The organism is Shewanella sp. POL2, assembly GCF_000282755.1.
Taxonomy (GTDB): Bacteria; Pseudomonadota; Gammaproteobacteria; order Enterobacterales; family Shewanellaceae; genus Shewanella; species Shewanella xiamenensis.
Window position 1 is genome coordinate 1 of sequence record NZ_AKZL01000042.1, and the last position, 19420, is coordinate 19420.

General features: G+C 45.5%; 11 protein-coding genes and 1 riboswitch. Of the genes, 5 read left to right on the top strand and 6 right to left on the bottom strand.

Annotated elements, in window-relative coordinates; all coding sequences use genetic code 11:
• The 3 genes from SHEWPOL2_RS12585 to SHEWPOL2_RS12595 all read right to left on the bottom strand — a co-directional run.
• Positions 1–1912 (bottom strand): hypothetical protein (locus tag SHEWPOL2_RS12585; protein WP_037428719.1); only part of this gene is annotated, 1912 nt, incomplete at its 3' end.
• A gap of 899 nt (positions 1913–2811) precedes the next feature.
• Positions 2812–4392 (bottom strand): Na+/H+ antiporter NhaC family protein, encoded by a 1581-nt coding sequence (locus SHEWPOL2_RS12590; RefSeq protein WP_037428721.1) that lies wholly within the window; start codon positions 4390–4392, stop codon positions 2812–2814.
• 83 nt (positions 4393–4475) lie between these two features.
• Positions 4476–4647: riboswitch (Lysine riboswitch) on the bottom strand.
• 140 nt (positions 4648–4787) lie between these two features.
• The gene (locus SHEWPOL2_RS12595; protein WP_037428724.1) at positions 4788–5750 is read right to left on the bottom strand and encodes a dienelactone hydrolase family protein; all 963 of its coding nucleotides are present in this window, start codon (positions 5748–5750) and stop codon (positions 4788–4790) included.
• A gap of 282 nt (positions 5751–6032) precedes the next feature.
• Between SHEWPOL2_RS12595 and SHEWPOL2_RS12600 the strand changes: the two genes are divergently transcribed.
• From SHEWPOL2_RS12600 to SHEWPOL2_RS12615, 4 genes are all read left to right on the top strand, one after another.
• Entirely contained in the window at positions 6033–8306 is a 2274-nt protein-coding gene (locus SHEWPOL2_RS12600; protein WP_037428726.1) for a hypothetical protein, read from the top strand.
• A gap of 9 nt (positions 8307–8315) precedes the next feature.
• The gene (locus SHEWPOL2_RS12605; protein WP_037428729.1) at positions 8316–10049 is read left to right on the top strand and encodes a hypothetical protein; all 1734 of its coding nucleotides are present in this window, start codon (positions 8316–8318) and stop codon (positions 10047–10049) included.
• A gap of 127 nt (positions 10050–10176) precedes the next feature.
• Positions 10177–12489 (top strand): toxin-antitoxin system YwqK family antitoxin, encoded by a 2313-nt coding sequence (locus SHEWPOL2_RS12610; protein WP_037428730.1) that lies wholly within the window; start codon positions 10177–10179, stop codon positions 12487–12489.
• A 212-nt stretch (positions 12490–12701) separates the two neighbouring features.
• Positions 12702–13799 (top strand): calcium:proton antiporter, encoded by a 1098-nt coding sequence (locus SHEWPOL2_RS12615; protein ID WP_037428733.1) that lies wholly within the window; start codon positions 12702–12704, stop codon positions 13797–13799.
• Positions 13800–13861: 62 nt separating this feature from the next.
• On the opposite strand, the gene SHEWPOL2_RS12620 is transcribed toward SHEWPOL2_RS12615, so the two are convergent.
• Both SHEWPOL2_RS12620 and pbpG read right to left on the bottom strand, forming a co-directional pair.
• Entirely contained in the window at positions 13862–15418 is a 1557-nt protein-coding gene (locus SHEWPOL2_RS12620; RefSeq protein WP_050991360.1) for a rhomboid family intramembrane serine protease, read from the bottom strand.
• Between the two features lie 211 nt (positions 15419–15629).
• Entirely contained in the window at positions 15630–16595 is a 966-nt protein-coding gene (gene pbpG, locus SHEWPOL2_RS12625) for a D-alanyl-D-alanine endopeptidase (RefSeq protein ID WP_037414829.1), read from the bottom strand.
• Positions 16596–17359: 764 nt separating this feature from the next.
• On the opposite strand from pbpG, the gene SHEWPOL2_RS12630 reads away from it, so the two are divergent.
• Positions 17360–17800 (top strand): DUF2846 domain-containing protein, encoded by a 441-nt coding sequence (locus SHEWPOL2_RS12630; RefSeq protein WP_037428736.1) that lies wholly within the window; start codon positions 17360–17362, stop codon positions 17798–17800.
• 109 nt (positions 17801–17909) lie between these two features.
• Here the strand turns inward: SHEWPOL2_RS12630 and lysS are convergent, their stop codons facing one another.
• Entirely contained in the window at positions 17910–19412 is a 1503-nt protein-coding gene (gene lysS / locus SHEWPOL2_RS12635; protein ID WP_037414843.1) for a lysine--tRNA ligase, read from the bottom strand.
• Positions 19413–19420: the final 8 nt, after the last annotated feature.

A 19420-nucleotide genomic window follows, 5' to 3' on the forward strand; every position in this document is an offset into this window, starting at 1 on the left:
CACCATCGGCCGCCATATCAATCTGTTTTTGTAATGCTTCTGTAGATTGACCAACCACTATTGGAAATGGTATTGAAGATAACACTTTATCACCAGTTATAGAGCTGAGTGAATTGAATACTAACTTCCCTTCCCCTTGACTATCTCCCCTAATATCAAGTGTAAAACTATAAGCCCATTGATAGTCTTTAAAAACAATTTCGTTTCCAACCAAACAACTATACTTTTCATGGCTATTAACACATTCGGCACTTAATAATGTGATATTTTCCGGTATGTCCAGTCTAATTTTATTGCCGGTCACAGGATCAAAGCCACCAAATTTAGATTCTTGCTGATGAATTGTAAACGCTAGCTTTTGTGAAGTACCAACTAATTCCATCATATACTCTTGACGGTTATCAATCCACAATCGATAAGATACATCAGCAGCATGTCTTGCAACATCAATTGTTGCTTGGTTATTCGACAAATCCTCATCATGTCCAAGATGCTGTATTTTTGCAGTGATAACACTTTTAATCTCTGCTCCATTTGCTGTGTCAGCATTTAAATAGATCTCTTGAACAGCTTTATATCCTGGTGATATATTATCCCATTTACAGGTCAGTTCGAGCCGATTATCTGTTAAAGTACAAAAATTGGAATGAGCATAACTATCGCTATCAAAATAAACAGGAAGAGATGTTGAGTAGGTCGTCAACACTGTTCCGCTGTCAGTTGATTTTACATCACTTTCGACTTCAGCTTTTACGATAATTTTTTTAGAATAGCCTTGGGTTTCATGGGATAAAGTAACTCCGAGATCAGCAATTTTAGGAAGTATTTTTTTATCGTTAGGATGACCAAAAGATAAGAACTCTTGCAAATTTGTAAAGCCATCACCATCTAAATCTTGAGTCGCATCCAAAGCCGATGTTGGATTTAAACCAAAAGCCAACTCCCAACCATTAGTTATTCCATCGTTATCCGCATCCTCAAATGAGGTCAATATGGAGGGTTTATAGTATTCCTTTAAAAAAGCATATTCTTTATTTACCATGCCACTATGTAGCATAATTTTATAATAGGTGTAATTAGAGATTATGTTTCCTCTTAACTCCTTATAGAATTCAACTGAAAATGTAGCTTGACTACTGTTACTTCCCCTAACAACAAACTCACCACTTTCTTCATAGGCATGTACCATAGTGTTAAGTTTAAATAATTCATTCGTTTGGACATCCCAGAACCCTAAAGATGAATCGAATACGCGACCTTGTATCCTAAAACCATCATTTCCACATAACACCATCTCATTACCAGTTCTAATAAATTTAAAATTTGAAAATAAGATTTGTTTTTTATTATTTACATCTGAAAACATTAAATTATATGTTGCTTCAGTTTTTGCACAAGTTAAGTCCTGCTCTACATATTGTGCAGTACCAGCAAGTAAACTGTGACCTAAAGTACCTTTTACATCAACATCCTCAAAAATCACGGTACTATCAATAAGTATTCCATCGGTGGAAAATCGGTTTGCTCTCACAGTAGCTTTACCGTTAGTTGTCATACCATCTTCAACGCAATTAGTGAAAGCAATATTTTTTTCTTTATCTGAGCTTCCATTCGAAATTTTAATCGTTCCACCACCAGAGCAAGTCGAACCCAGTTCGCCACTTTGATCGTTATAGTCCGGTAGTAATTCAGGAATGAGTGTAAAGATGTACTTGTACACTTGGCCTAATGTTTCTGTATTCAATGGAGCTGCAGACTCAATACCTGCATATTGGTCTTTAATATTGATAAATTTAGACAAGGGATCTTTGGTGACAGGAGGTGGGGTAGGTGTTTCTGCTGAAGAATCTCCACCACCGCCACCACATGCTGAAAGACATAAACACAAAAGGGGTACAAGTGCATATTTCATATCATAACATCCATTTATTTGATTTTATTAAATTATTTAAAATATTCGGATAGGTATAACTTTCATTGTTTATAACTGACACTGAGGTTAAAAAAATTGGACAGGCACTTTTATGCCTTAACAATCGACCTATAACACCTGAGCCGAAGGAATACACCACCCCCTCGGAGTTGCCGCAGGGCATTTGCGTTCGTTGCGTGAGCGAGGCATGGATGCCGAGATAGCGTCAGTCGAATCAGGGACGAGCGTCTGACGCGATAGCATAAGAACGCTTAATGCCCAAGGGGCTTTCAACTCCGTTAGGGGCGGCAAGGGAGATCCAAGAGGGAATTGCTGTTGATCCCCTCTTGGTCGGGTGTGGGTTGAAGACCCACGACCTTGATTCACCTCGGCCGAAAGGCCGCTAAATAACCAGTTCACTACTTTGTGAACCGACAAAAATCTTTCCATGGCTACCGCACTTGGCCAACACCCATTAGCCAAGGGATTGCACTGCTGTAATGCTTTTATAGAATCTAGAATCTAGAATCTAGAATCTAGAATCTAGAATCTAGAATCTAGAATCTAGAACCTAGCACCTAGCACCTAGCACCTAGCACCTAGCACCTAGCACCTAGCACCTAGCACCTAGAGTCTTATCGCATATTGTTCAGGAGGTGTTCTTGCGAAATAAAGACACATCTTCCTGATGCAAGTGAACTGAATCGAGGTCACGATTAAGTTTCATCCTTGTTAAAAACCTAAGATAACGTTGTGCTGAACATCTGTCTACCACTTTCACATTACAAATTAGATAGTTAAGTGATGACTTAAGTTTATTTGAACGGATGCAGGCTTACTCAAGCCCACAAAAAACCAAGGGGCCCATAGGCCCCTAGTTGATAGCGTGTAAAAGTGCCTTATGCCGTAGCTAACAAAGGCTGATTTTTCGTTTTACGCAGATGATAAGCAGTGAAGAGCACAAACCACAGGGCGCTTACGGCGAATCCAGCTAAGGTTGAATGCATAATCCCCATGGCCAAATAGCCTAAGGTGGCGCCAAAGGCGATGGCTAACGCATAGGGTAGCTGGGTCATCACATGGTCAATATGGTGGCAACCTGCCCCCGTGGCCGACAAAATACTGGTGCTGGAAATCGGCGAGCTATGATCGCCAAACACTGAACCCGCGAGCACTGCGGCAAGCATTGGCAGCATTAACGCGATATCGCTGGCAGCGGCCATGTCGCCAGCCAGTGGCAACATAATACCAAAGGTGCCCCAACTGGTTCCGGTAGCAAATGCCATGGCGCAGGACAACACAAACACCACCGCAGGCAACACTTCAATTGGCAAGTTACCGTTGGCGAGGGAGGCCAGATATTTGCCAGTCTCAACATCGCGAACAACCGCACCAATCGCCCAGGCAAACAGCAAAATATTAATGGCGGGTAGCATGGCCATCACGCCTTGCGGGGCGGCTTTAAGCCAGTTTTTAGCACCCAATTTTAACCGCAGCGCAAGCAGAATTGACACCGCTAAGCTGCACAGCGCGCCATACACTAGCGAGGAGCCCACATTGGTGTTTTCAAAGGAGCCAAGTACGCTAAATGGCAGCTCTTTTTCATCCAATACTGCCGCACCAGAGGAAATCATAAAATACACGGTCGCGCCGGTGAGGGTTAGGATCGGCAATACCATATCGATCATGCCACCGTTACTTTCTTCAGGGCTTTCCATATCTAAGCCGATTGGACGAGGCTTAGTCGGATCCCAAAGCTTCCCTTCCAGCGCCCATGCTTCATGTTTACGCATTGGGCCGATATCCATTTGAAAGATAATCACCACCAGCACCATCAACAGGGTAAACACGGCATAGAGATTCATCGGGATCATCTCAACAAAGGCTGAGATTGGGCTTTGCTCACTAATGCCGTGGGCGGCCATAATGCCACCGATAAGCGCGATAATATAAGCGCCCCAAGAGGAGATGGGCATCAATACGCACACGGGCGCAGCGGTAGAATCTAAAAGATAAGCCAGTTTGGCGCGGGAGATTTGAAAGCGATCGGTCACCGGACGGCAAATAGCGCCAACCGACAAACTATGAAAAAAGTCGTCAATAAAAAACGCAAACACCATCACCCCAGTTAAGCCTTTCGCGCCGCGACGGGTCTTAGCGCGCTTAGCTGCCCACTCGGCAAAGGCGCGGGTGGCGCCAGAAACCGTCATCAGACTAATGAGTCCACCAAGCAGCAACATAAACAGCAACATATTGATATTGTCGCGATTAAGTGCGCCATCGACCCAAAAAATCTTCAGCACGGTATTGAACATATAGTGCAATGAATCAAGGGGAGAAAACTGATTGAGTAACAAACTGCCGGCCACAATCCCTACGCCAAGGGATAACAGTACGCGACGAGTGATGATCGCCAAGGCGACGGCTAATAAAGGGGGAAGCACTGACCAACCTGAGTCAGCAAAATGACTAATGTCCATGATCTCTTTTCACCAAAAAACGGGTGGAGATCTACCGAGAGGATAAAGAAACAAAACCTATAGGGAGGTATTACTCCTCAGCCCCTTCAGGTAGCGCTCCATAGTGGATGACTATGGCAGTCTTGCACCTATTTGATGCAAAACCAGCAGCTCGGTTTGATGACCTGGCTACTTCGGCGCTGACTCCTTTCCTTGTACATCTGCGGCATCACCCTCCGCACAAGTAGTCATAGGCAGCGCGCCTCTACTTAAAGGTATTCGAGCGGGCATTCTAGCGAGATGGGAACCGATAGCAAGTATTTTGATCCCACTCGCGTATAAAACAATGAATCACCTACAAGTTGGTAACACAAGAAACATCAGCCCATCAAGCGTTGCAATAGCGCCAAATGGACTTATACGAGTAAATGTTTACCAAAAAAATCTAAGGTTCTTGTCCATGCGAGCTCAGCCGTTGGCTCATCATAACGGGCGGTGGAGTCATTATGAAAACCATGATTCACATTCGGGTAAAGATAAGCGACGTAATCGGCTTTATTAGCCTTTAGCTGGGCTTCATACTCGGCCCATGTATCGTTAATCCGTTGATCTAAAGCGGCAAATTGCAACATCAGTGGGCCTTTCACGCGGCTGCGCAGCTCAGTTGCTGCGGGTGTGCCATAAAAAGGCACACCCGCCGCTAGCTCATCGGGAATGGTGGCGGCGAGCATATTGACGATATAGCCACCAAAGCAGAAACCGACGGCACCGAGTTTGCCATTACTCTGCGGGTGCGACCTTAAAAAGCGCGCGGCGGCGATAAAGTCCTGCTCGATTTTGGCTCTATCAAGGCTAGCTTGCATGGCGCGGCCCGCATCATCATTACCAGGATATCCACCAAGGCTGTAAAGCGCATCTGGGGCAAAGGCGATATACCCCTTGGCCGCTAAGCGGCGAGCCACATCTTCGATATAGGGATTTAAGCCACGATTTTCGTGCACCACCAATACCACAGGGGCTTTTTTACTGAGATCTAAGGTCTTAGGATCGCCCGCCTTTTGGCCTGGGATCAGCAACGCGTTTGGCAAGACTAAATAACCGCGGCCTTCACCATAACCATCGGGAGATGGAAACTTTACATAACTGGCTTGAATGCTGGGATCGTTAAAGGAGACTTGCTCGGCTAAGGCGTAATTAGGCATTAGTGCGCCCGTCAGCGTGGTCATGGTAAAACCCAGTGCCACAAGGCCCGCAAGGCGAGCCATAAACTCACGGCGGTCGATAATGCCGTGGGCATATTCGTCATACCAGTCAAAGGCTTCCTGAGGAATGACAGGGAAAGGTGGTGTGGTTAGTTCTGGCTTATGATCTGGGCTCATCGTTCTTTCTCCATTAAACAAGCTAACCACTGGTTTATATTCCCTAGCTTGTGAGTTATCTAGCGGCCTTACCAAGAGTAAAGGATGAGAGCTTATCAGGGCAATTAGCTTTATGCCGCCCATTTAATAATTCTCCACTCATCAATAGCCAATTTATGGTTGACCATGCGCCCAAATTGGCGTGAGCTTTTTATTCCCTAGGGGTATTTTTGTGTATAATGTCGCCAAACAACACATTAATATCATTACATTTCAATAACATAAGTTACCAATGGAGTTCAAATGGCTATAGGGATATGCAGGGTACTTTGTACCACTGTCACGCTCACGCTTGGGTTAACGGCTTGCGATAATCAGGTTTCTGATAAGTCAGCAAGTATACCCGCTTCGCGCGAGTATCAGATTATTTCTACTTCACACCTCAACGATGGTTTCGAAACTCGTAAAGTGTTGCAGGCACGATTGCTGCTGGATTACCAGTTACAAGATACAGAAGGTAAGGCGGCCAGCTTAACCACGCCACTAACCCATAATGCCCGCTTTTTTATCCAACCTAACCTGCTGCAAATTAGCGATTATGGCATGCCGATCCCGGTGAGTAATATCGACCCAAAAGCCAAATCCAATGAACTCGCTCAGTTGGTTAAAGATGGCTTTAATGTGGAATTTAACAATGGTGAAGTCCGCCAACTGACACCCATTGCCAAGATGGATCAAAAAGATATCAAGGAGTTATTTGAGCGCTGGCAAAATCTTAATAACTTGTTTAAACAAGCCCCAACCTTGCCTGTGGCGCTTGAGCCTCGCGTCGGTTATAGCACAAGCGCCCCGATGGATGGGCGCTTAACTTGGACGGTTGAGCAGGTCAGTGAAGATAAATTAATCGCCGTGTTACAAGGTGAAAAAGGCAAGTATAAGGCCTATGGCAAGTTCGAAGTTAACCGTAAAACCGGTTGGTTAGAGAGCATGGCGTTTTTTCAACGGGAAGAGCGCCAAGGCAGTACTTTCACCCACCGTACCGTGATGGCGCCTAAGGATAGGCCGTATATCATGAGCACGCTTTGGCATGCCGATGATAGATTTGATGCTGAGCGCGATAGGGATGATCGGCAAAAGGAGCTATACCGCATTAGCGAGGTACCGCAGGAGTATCGCCCCAATAATGAGGCATTTATAAAATCCTTATTACCTGATCAACAAGGTATTTTAGATAATGTTGGCCCTTGGGGTACTGATACCCCTGAAGATCTGCAATTGCGCTTTGTCCACAATATGAGCCCGCAATATGTGGAAGCCGATGTACGTTATGAGGACTTAAGCGCCTTTGATGCTAACGGTAAACCGATTGATATTCACTTCTGGCAGCACGGTAGAGGTTGGGCGAGGAATTATAATCCCTCGATTGAATCTGCAACCGATATTATTGCGACGGGGTGGGATAACACTGCGAATAAACTCAAGCAGATAGACCATATTAATGCCAAGCTAACGCTTATCCCACAGACGAATAAGATCGTCGAAAAGTCGTGGGATGAATTGCTGGCAACACCTTACACCTTTGGCGATGCCAGCCTAACAATCCAGGTGCTCGATGCCGAGGCGAAACTGTTTAAAGTCATATCAAAACAGAGTGAGGATCAGAGTATTAACCTGCCTTTCCAACAGTTTAAAGGCATGATCGCAGATGCCCGTCGCGAAGGTAATTATCCCTCCTGGTTAACGGCGACGGAAAAGGAGCTGCTAGAACAATTAATTGGAGCCGATGAGAGCCATCACCTCACCAGCAACGCACTCTTACTCAAGCTCGATGAGACCCCAAAAACCGTGGTGTTAATCGAGAAACAACCCCAGCCGGAGTTGACTCAAACCAAGACGATTCGCTTTGTACAATTTACCGAGTACGACAAAAATCTGGCGAATCCTCCCACCGAGTTTGGTAACGCCAGCCTAGGTAGCTTCACCAATCCGACGCTAGATAGCGCTAAAAATGAGGTCAATACGATCCAAGGGATAAAACTGGTGTCTGACAATGGCCATAATCTATCTATTCCCATGTCAGCGGCTTTGGCGACCGCCTGTAAACCTGAAATAGAACAAGGTTTTAATGAGGGTAAAAATCCCGTCACTTGGCAGTTTGTTCCCAATGCCCTAAGCGGCAGTGCCTATATGTTGATGACTCCGGATCATGTGCGGCAGTTTTTCTACGATAAACAGATCAAGGGTAAGATCCGTTGCCAAGGTGATATCCATTGGCAGCCTTTAGAACTGGCCGCGACAGACCGCCCTTGGTTAATCGATTTACAATCTTGGCTGGCGCAAACGGGATATGGCAATGAGCCGAGTAGCAATCTTAACAATTACTTTAAGGTCGAAGATGCCCAAGGCAATCTGTTAAGCATTCGACTCCCCGAAAATACTGAGCTGCCGATTAACGAGGTGCTAGTCGATGGGCGCTATTTGAGTATTGCAGGCCCAGCCGCCAAGGTGAGTTATATGACGATCGCCAAAGAACCCAGCGATATCCCCTATGAATTCACCTTTAAACCTTTGCCTTAAGGAGCGGTTATGCGTCCATTTACTGTAAAACTGCTCCTAGGAGCACTCGTACTTATCAGTACCCATGCCAGTGCACAAAAGGTGTTACTCGATGCCCATTGGAAGGTTGTCAAAGATGAAAAACAGGCTCAGTACTATCTAAAACAATCGACCGAAGTGATCGACGGCCATTATAAGGCTGAGGTTTATTACAAAAACAAAGATATGCTTTTTTGCGCCAGTGCCCTCGCCGATAACAAGATCGGTAACAAACTCACCAGCGAACAATTTCGCGGTGCATATCAATGTTACTTTGAGGATGGCAAGCCGTACGAGCAAGGCTTTCGTAACGAGCAAGGCCAACTTCATGGCTTGCTTAAAAAATACATTGCCACCGGCCAACTGTATGTTGAATCGCACTATGAAAATGGTGTGAAACAAGGTCTAGAAACGGGTTATTGGAATGGTGGCAATATCCGCTACAAAACCACCTTTAAAGATGGCCAAGAAGTCGGCATCAGCGAACATTTTGGCCCCGAAGGTGAAGTCACCGCAAAAATCTGTAATGACCCAACCTGCGTGAGTCAATATTTTAATCTTGGCAAACTTAACCGTGAAGAGCATCGCGTTGATGGTCTATTGCAAGGAACTGAGACCACTTGGGGCCTAAATGGGCAAGTCATCTCGACCCAAGAGTATGTTAAAGACAAAAGGCACGGTGACTATTTTGAGTATTTTGACAATGGCAACGTCAAACGCCATTACCAATATCAAGCTGATTATAAGGTTGGTGAGCAACTAACTTACTATGAGAATGGTCAGATCCAATTAAAGGAACTGACTAACGATAAAGGTGATGCCCTCCAAGCTATTGAATACGATGAACAAGGGCAAATTAAAAAAACCACCGACAGCAAATACCAAGGTAATCGTTGGGTTTATCGTAAACAGCAGCGCTTTAGTAAAGGCCAACTGATTGAGAGCGCAGAAAACGATCTACTCAAAAACTGGTCACTTAGCGAAGACTACGAGCAAGGCGAATTAGTGAATCGTCGCGAGGAACTCGATAAAAAATTGACTGGCTTGTATGTTGAATCCGTCAAGAGCCGAAGTGGCACAGACATTATCACCCGCGAGCATTTTAACGCAGGCAAGCGTGAAGGCCCCTATGAAATGGTGAAATTCGACCATGAAACGGGTAAGCGTTGGGTGGCTGAACAGGGTCAATATACCAATGACAAGCCCTCGGGCAAATGGAAGAAGCAGCAAGAAGATGCCAGCCTCACCTTTAGCTATGATGACAATGGTGAACTCCATGGCGAGTTTCGTAATGAGACAAGTTCAGGGCAACTGCTTGAATTAATAAATTTTAACCATGGCAACCCCGACGGCTTAGTGCAACGTTACGCCAACAATGGTCAATTGTATGAAAAAGGCGTATACCGCAATGGTCAACAGGATGGCGATTGGATATTTACCGATGGTGAGTACGGTTTCCGCCCAATACCCAACCCTGAAAGACGTTATTGGTATGGTCGCTTTGATCAAGGTAAACAAGTCGGCCATTGGGAACTGCGCTCATCTGAAGATTATGTGCTCCAAATCGCCAATTATGACGAGCAGGGCAGGCTTGATGGTAAGCAATACGAGTTTGAGGAGCATGGCTGGATAGAAGTGATTAATCGCTACAATCATGGGCAGTTTTTGAATCAGGAAACACCGCCGCCGGTAATTGCTCCCGACCCTGTTTTCTCAACGTTTTAGCTTAATCAATTAACGTAAACCTTGGCGCAGGGCACTGCATTATGTCCTGCGCCAAAGACATAAATTCAACAGAGTAATTATATAGGCCGCAAAGGCGCTGCCTTAAGACCCAGAGCAAGGAATCAGCATGTTCTATACGCCATTTCGCTTTATCAGCCTCTCGACTGCCGCAGCCAGCCTAGTCAGTGTCCATGCTCTGGCAGCGCAAAATCTATCTTCCATGATGGTCGAAATTCGCCAGCAAGACGGGATCCCCAGCTATTACAATCTCGCTACTGGCATGCCGCTAAATGGTGATATTGCCATCGTTCGCGATAACCAAGGCTATACCTTAGGGCAATTTTCTCAGGGAATACCGAATGGGAAATGGCAAGTATTTCATACTAATAACAGCAGAATTGTTGAAGGTAATTACCAACAGGGCTACCAAGATGGTACTTGGCGGCTGTTCGACTTAGATGGCACGATAACCGAAGAACAACAATTTGCTAAGGGCGTCCCCGTTGGCGAATGGAAAGAATTTAGCCCCAACGGCCATGTTAACCAAAGCACTGTCTATCAAAATGGCCAAAAATCCCAAGTTAAGCGCTTCTTCCCCAGCGGTAAATTGCAGGCACAAGAAAGTTATCTTGATAACCTTCGCCATGGTAAATGGGAAAGCTTTTATGAAAACGGCACCCTCTCCCAAAGCCAAACCTACGCCAATAACCAACTCACTGGCCCCTATCTTGAACAAAACTCCGAAGGCCAAGTGGTCGTAAGCGGCCGATTTGATGCTGATGGTCGTCGCCAAGGGTTATGGGAAACCTTTTTCGATGGCGGCACCAAAGCCAGTGCCAGCCAATTTAATCTTGATAAACTTGAGGGTGAAGAACGCACCTTTTATCCCAGTGGTGAACTGGCGAGCCTGTGCCACTATCAAGCGGGGCTGCGCCACGGTAAGTGCCAGCAATTTAATGAACTGGGCAAACTCCAAGTCGAAGAGCAATACCTCAACGATGTGTTAGAGGGACGCCAGCAGTACTTTAGCCTTGAGGGCGTACTGACCAGCGATTTGAACTACAAGCAGGATATGCTCGCAGGCGTGCAAAAGTACTTTCACCCTAATGGCCAACTTAAAGAACTGCGCACCTACCAGGACTCGCAACTGGCTGATAATGGTCAATACCCCTTGCATGGCCCCTCAGAGCGTTACGATACGGACGGTAATCTTATCGAAAAAAGCAGCTACAACATGGGCTTAAAGGATGGATTGTTTGAGCGCTATAACGGCGGCAAACTGCAAACCGCTGAAGTGTGGAAACAAGGCCAACGTGACGGAGAATTTCGCCGTTACCACACCAATGGCCAGCTCCGCAGCTTAGATGTTTATGTTAATGGCAAACTCACTGGCCGCTCCGAATCCTTTTACCAAGATGGTACAGTCAATGAGCGCGGCGAGCGTATCGAGGGCGCTTGGGTCGGTAAATACGAGTCTTTTTATGATAATGGCAAACCGAAAGAACTTGCTCACTATGCCCGCAGCAAAGCGGATAACAGCAATAGTTATCCCCTCGACGGCCACTTTAGTCGCTGGTACTACAATGGCGATCTTAATGAAGACGGCGAATATAAAGCAGGCTTAAAAGAAGGCCTTTGGGTCCAATATGCTTCGGGCCTTAAGCAAAAAGAACAGACCTTTGTTAACGGCAAACTCAATGGCGATTACGCCGAATACTACCAAGGTCGCCGCCGCGTCACTGGCCAATATGAGGATAATCAAAAAACTGGCCTGTGGATTGATTACCGCTATGAAGCCAAAGATCCAACCTACGGCGCGATCCCCGAGGGCAATATCAGCCAAAAAACCTACTGGAAAGATAATAAACGCCACGGCACTAGCGAGTACTACAGCTTTAAACAAGTGGTTTATCGCTTAGAAACCTATGATAACAATGATAAAACGGGCACCTATGCCGAATATTATCCCAATAATGGCCAGCTTAAACTTAGCGGCACTATGGATAAAGGCCTGCAAACAGGATTATGGGAAAGCTGGTATGAGGATGGCATTTTAGCCGCCAGCAGCGAATTTTTAGATAATCAGCAGCATGGCAGCAGCAAAGAGTATTACAGCAATGGCCAGCTCAAACTCGAAGTCCAATACACAAAAGGCGAACTCGACGGCGAGCGCAGGGAATACCATCAAAATGGTAACCCTAAACTGAGTGAAACTTGGCTAAAAAGTCAAAAAGAAGGCGAAGCTAGCTATTACCATGTTAATGGCAAACTCGCCGAACAAGGCACTTATCTGAAGGATCGCAGGGAAGGTTTATGGCAACAGTTTTGGCCCAATGGCGAAAAACGCAGTGAAGGCAGTTATCTTGCCGATCGCCAAGCGGGAGATTGGAATCATTACGATCAGCTCGGCAAGTTGATCAATACCGAGCACCATGGCTAAGAAATTGCGTTAGCTTGCATGCAGTTTGCCTAGTTTGTGACTCGCAAAATCGGCTAAGCAAAAGGTATTAATCGATAACTGGGGTTTTGAATAAAAAAGCGATCTCGCTCAAAATTTTATGCCTAACCCCAAATCTAAAAGAATATTCATGCAAAGTGTGCCATAACCAATGTCTATACTAACGGCCTTTTTCCGCTTTGGATCAACTGCCTATGAAGACATTTATCAAAGACGAATTTGCCCTGCTACTCGGAATACTCACATTAGTATTCTTCAAGACTGGCGGTGATAGTTTGCTCGCCGATGGCACGGCTCTCTCAACCTATATTCCCGTTTCACTCGCCCTACTCGGAGTGGTAACTTGGGCGATTTTCTCCGTGGTGCGTCACTCGGATGCGCTTGCCATCAAGCTCGGCGACCCTTACGGTACCTTGATTTTAACCCTGTCGGTAATTTCGCTCGAAGTGGTGATGATTTCTTCGGTGATGTTAACTGGCGAGCCAAATCCAGTGATGGCAAGGGATACCATGTTTGCCGTAGTCATGATTATTACCAATGGCTTAGTTGGTTTCACTCTGCTACTTGGTGGCTGGCGCTATCACACTCAGCACTTTAATTTAGATGGGGTGAAATCCTATTTAGTGGCGATTATTCCCCTCGCCCTGCTCTGTTTAGTGCTACCTAACTTTACCGAGGGCGGCACCATTGGCAGCATGTCCAAGCCCATGTCTTGGATGCTCATCATCATCTCGATTTTGCTCTATGGCATCTTTTTGGTGATCCAAACTAAGAGCCATAGCCACTTCTTTGTCGATGCCGACCACGAGGACCACGAAGAGCATCACGGCATACTGCGCAGTAATATCTACCACACTATGCTGTTGATTGGTTATTTGCTGGTGGTGATTCTGCTCGCCAAAACCCTTGCTATGCCCATTAATTACAGCGTGGCCTCTCTCGGGGCGCCGCCAGCACTGGGCGGCTTTATTGTCGCCTGTTTGATCTTATCTCCAGAGGCCGTAGGTGGCTTTAAGGCTGCACTCAATAATCAACTGCAGCGGGCGATGAACCTCTATTTTGGTTCAGTGCTCGCCACCATAGCTCTCACCGTGCCCGCAGTATTGATTGTCGGAAGTGTGATAAATCAAGAGGTACACTTAGGCCTTTCTGCGGCGGATATGGTGCTTTTAGCCACCAGTTTAATGGTCTGCAAAGTCAGTTTCAGCAGCGGTAGAACCAATGCACTCCATGGTGCGACCCATATAGTGCTGTTTATTGTGTACCTTTTCCTGATGTTTGAGCACGCCTAAATACCGCTTACATTTAATAGTAAAACCCATTAGCCGAGGATTTACCTCGGCTTTTTATTGGCCTACGGTTGCATCTTATTTGGCCGTAGCAGGCTCCCAAGCAATAATCCACAGCCCAAACCGCCAAGATGCGCGGCATTATCCACGCCGCCAAAGAGCCCCATCACAAGACTTGCAGTAACAAATAGGGTCAGATTCAGGGCGAGTGGCATATTGTCCGCCAAGGGCAATAAGCCCAACCAAATCCACATGATCAACACCCCAAATAATCCCATAATGGCGCCCGAGGCACCGATACTGATCATCGCCTCATACCAGCTAATACTGGCAATGCTCGCCACTAAACCACAACATAAATAGACCCCGAGTAAACGCCATTTACCCAGCAGTGGCTCCAAAAACATCCCCGCAAAAAACAGTCCGTATAAGTTAAAAACCAAATGCATCAAGCCGCCATGTAAAAACACATTGCTGATCAACCGCCAAACTTGTTGATCCAAAACCAACTGGCGAAGGTTTGCGCCCCAATCGAGCAACAGACTGTTTGGAAAGGCGATAACGTGCTGGCTGGCAAAGGCCATCAACATAAATATCAAGCTATTGATATAAAGCAAGATTGGCGTGATAACAAAACCCTGCCGAGGTTTAAATTCAGCCAAAAAGCCATAAAGCTCTGCCTTAGGTTTTTCTATGCTTAGCTGCGCCACCAAAGCCTGAGATGCCTGTGTCTCGTCCAGTTTTAGCATCAAGCTCATCAGTAACCACACAATGGCAGCAAAGCTTAACCAGGCGATAATCCACGCTAATTTATGGCCATTACGCGCCTCGAAGGGCTTATTCACTGGCATCAAGACAGTTTGATAACCATCGAAATACACTGAGCTTTTTTGAGCAGCGGTCAGTAGCTGAGTGTAGCGGGTCGACGGGCCGATACGGTCAAGATAGACAAAGTCTTCAGGCTTAAAGGCATTAAAATCCTGCTGGCTCTGATGAATAAACTCTTGAAATAGCGCTTCTTTCTGCTGAGGTTCGAGTCTATTACTGATCGTTTTCTCATAAACTTTGCCATACCATGCCAAGGCTTTAGCACCGACCAACCAACTCTCGTTACGTTTAGCAAAAATCGGCATCGCAATATACAGGCTCATACGCAACTCACTATTACCCTTGCCAATCGGCTCAATATTGCGCTGTACGCCGATATGTTTTTTATCGATATAAAACTGATTTAATTGGTAATACTTGGTTTGCGGCTGGTGCAATAGTGCATTGATGGACTCGAGTTGAGTCAACTTGCCCGTTGCGCTATTAAGGTATTCCTGCGCCACGATAGTGGGCACGGCTAGCAACAGCACGGCAATCACAAAATAGATAAAACGGCTATTACTCTTGGTAAAGCGGAATAACTTAAGCCGAGGTCTTAAGTAGAAAAACAGCAAGGGCCAAGGCAATATCAGCGGCAGCCAAAAATTGATAATCGATTCGTCAATGCTCAGCAGTTGGAACTCGATAATCAACAGCCAATGGAGCAAGCTGTAGCCTGAGACAAATATCAGGCAGAGCAGTATAAAGGGCACATAGATCAACTGGAGTTTTTTTAAGACTAACGCCACACGCATATCATCCTTGAGAGAAAAAACCTGCCAATAATACGGTGTATCGCCACACAACGCACCCTCTACGGGGTGATTAATTGACTTTTAGTTAAGCCTATCAATCATCTACAACACAAGTGCTAGAAAAATGACAATAAAAAGGCCAGAACGATTCTGGCCTAAAAACGGTCAACCTATCCTGTGACGGGACATGGATAAGCAGGAAACGCCTGCCTTAGGTCTCGCTGACCTTAGCAAATTGCTGCTGATTGCGCTGCTTCTTATATTGCTTAGCATCCGCGGGGATCGGAGTGACTTTGCCTGTTTCTAACCAAGTACGTAAACGGTTAGCATCGGCCATATGGGTATACTTACCATAGGCATCGAGCACAACAAAGGCCACTTGGCGTTTGGCCATTTCGGTACGCATCACTAAGCAGTGCCCTGCTTCATTGGTAAAGCCCGTTTTAGTGAGGTGGATATTCCAGTTATCTTTATAAACCAAGCGATTGGTATTTCTAAAATCGAGGCTGTACTTTGGTTTGCCAAAGGTTACGGTTTTCTTTTCGGTCGAGCTTAACTGGCCTAACATGGGATAGCCTTCGCTAGCCTTTAGTAACACCACCAAATCCCGCGCGCTCGAGACGTTCTTCTCTGACAATCCAGTAGGCTCTACATAGCGAGTGTTTTTCATCCCTAGGGCTTTCGCCTTAGCATTCATCGCTTTAATAAAAGCTTTATGGCCACCGGGATAATGGTGGGCAAGACTTGCGGCGGCACGGTTTTCAGATGACATTAATGTCAGCAATAACATTTCTTTACGGCTAATTTCACTGCCAATACGCACCCGCGAATATACGCCGCGCATTTCCTTAGTATCATTGATATTGATAGTAAGCTTTTCATCCATAGGTAACTTAGCATCTAGGGTTACCATCGCGGTCATTAGCTTAGTCACGGAGGCAATGGGCCTTACGGCATCGGGATTACTGGAATAGAGAATTTCATTAGTTTTAAGATCAACGACTAATGCACTATTAGCTGCCACCTCCTGCTTAGCAGGGGCTTTTTTAGCAGAAGTTGCTTTAGTGGCGGTGCTTTTTGTAGTGACAGAGGCCGAATCGGCTGAATGCGCTGTCGCGGCAACAGTTAAACTGCTGCATACCAAGATAAAACTACCAAGCAGAGAAGGGATCTTCATGTAGAATTCACTGAGTCGTTAATAAGTCGAATGTGCTACGGCACAGGGTTGAGGCTAAGTATAAGAGGTATATGCCGAAAGGAATAGAACTGAACACGACTTTTATCAGCAATATCAGCACTTTTTACACTCACTTTATGAGAAAAATCTTAGTTTTGAGCCAACAAACACATCAGAGTAAAAGTGCCTATTAACAAACAATCGTAAATCGGCAATCATAAAAGCTAAAAAACACTTAATATTCAGAATGATAAACCAAATACATTTGGCTTGTCGAGATTATTAATCACCTATTCATTGATGTGCAGACAAGCCGCCATTTCGATAAAAGCCTTCGCAAATGATCCGAATGGAAGATAGAGCTACCCTTCTTAATTTCCTCAAGCTCTATAGCCATAACATTAATGAGTTTAAAACACCTCAATAGTGAAAAATGAAATATTGCCAATGAAGCTCATCACAAAAACCAACAACTGGCGCAACAAAATCACACTTTAAATTACAAACAGATAGCGGGCCGATACAAGTTAAGCTATATTGCGCAACATCAAGGATAGTAGGTTTAGCTTACTGATTAAATAGCACTTTTTACTAATCATTTGCCATATGAAATCACGTAGGCTTGTGTCAGGATGATGTTTTTTCTGTTCATCCCCCGCCCCCCTTTCCTTGAAAACAGGAGTTAATACCGAGCTAATCAGTATTAATGGATATAGAGAGCCGACTCCACAGGCTTGTTATTATTTTTAAATTAGGGATTGATGATGTTAAAAAAACTACTTACCCCCATGTTAGCTATTTGCCTATTTCTGACTGGTTGTGCTTCAGTGCCGATGGCATCACAGGAAGAAGATGCCAAATTAAAAACATTCCAAAAACCAGCTGACAATAAAAGCGGTATCTATGTTTACCGTAATAGCTTTGCTGGACAAGCACTGAAGAAAAATATCTACATTAACGGCAATCTAATTGGTGAGTCAGCAAACAAAGTTTATTTTTACAAAGAAGTTGATCCCGGTGAGCAAAAGTTATCGACCGAATCTGAATTCAGCGAAAATGATTTAACAGTGAAAACAGAAGGGGGTAAAAACTACTTCTTCGAGCAATATATCAAGATGGGTGTATTTGTGGGTGGTGCAGGACTAAAAGCAGTCTCAGATACCGAAGGCATGAAAAACGTTCAAGAATGTAAACTGGCAAAATAGCTATTGCTCCCCCCTTGAATCGCCCATAAAAAACCAGCCAAAAGGCTGGTTTTTTAAATTCATCCAATGCCATTGGGTCGCAGGTTTTATCTGCAACCCGATACAGCAATTAAGCCTGTGGGCGCATCGCTGGGAACAGGATCACGTCACGGATAGTGTGAGTGTTAGTGAATAACATCACTAAACGGTCGATACCAATACCTTGACCCGCTGTTGGCGGTAAACCGTGTTCCAGCGCAGTGATGTAGTCTGCATCGTAGAACATGGCTTCGTCGTCACCTGCGTCTTTGGCGTCAACCTGCGCTTTAAAGCGGCTGTCTTGGTCTTCAGCATCGTTTAACTCGCTGAAACCGTTAGCCACTTCACGGCCACCGATGAAGAATTCAAAACGGTCGGTAATGAAGTGATTGTCATCGTTACGACGTGCCAGTGGCGAAATGTCCGCTGGGTAGCCAGTGATGAAGGTCGGTTGCATTAACTGCCATTCAGCGGTTTCACCGAAGATTTCTTCTAATAGTTGACCACAGGTCCAGAACTTCTCGATCTTGATGCCTAGGCTGATAGCCAGTTCACGCATGAATTCAAGATCTTTCACTTGCTCGTAAGTCATGGCTTGGATAGTCGCGTTGTCAGGATTGTACTTCTGAATCGCTTCTAACATGCTTAAACGGGCATATGGGCCACCGAAATCAACGGTGTGCTCGCCGTATGGCATTTGCGCGCTGCCTAATAACTCAATGGCGATAGAGCTTAACAGTTCTTCGGTTAAGTCCATCAGATCTTTGTAGTCTGCATAGGCCATATAGAATTCCATCATAGTGAATTCTGGGTTATGGCGTGGCGACAGACCTTCGTTACGGAAGTTACGGTTGATTTCGAACACACGCTCAAAACCACCTACCACTAAACGCTTGAGGTATAACTCTGGCGCGATACGCAGGTACATTGGCATGTCCAGCGCATTATGGTGCGTGATAAATGGACGGGCAGAAGCGCCGCCTGGGATCACGTGCATCATTGGGGTTTCAACTTCCATGAACTCTTTTTTGATCATGAAGTTACGGATAGCTGCAACCACTTTTGAACGCATGACGAAGGCTTGACGAGATTCTTCGTTAACGATTAAGTCCACATAACGTTGGCGGTAACGGGTTTCTTGGTCGGTTAAGCCGTGGAATTTTTCTGGCAAAGGACGCAGTGCTTTAGTCAGCAGTTGGTACTCTTCCATGTTGACGTACAGATCGCCTTTACCAGATAAGTGCAACTGACCAGTTACGCCGATGATGTCACCGATATCCAGACCTTGGTATTTATCCTTCAGATCCGCTTGAACACCCTTTTCAGCATAAGCTTGGATGCGACCAGACACGTCTTGGATCACCAGGAATGGGCCACGTTTTGCCATGATACGGCCAGCGATGCTGGTTCTAAAACCTAAGGCTTCGAGTTCTTCCTTAGTGTTTTGACCGTATTTTTCCTGCAACTCAGCCGCTTTATGGGTGCGACGGAAGGTATTAGGGTGAGCATTCGCGCTGCAGTTCGGGCGAATGCTGTCTAGCTTGGCACGACGCTCGGCAATCAGTTTGTTTTCATCTTGTACTTGTTCAGTCATCTTATTTC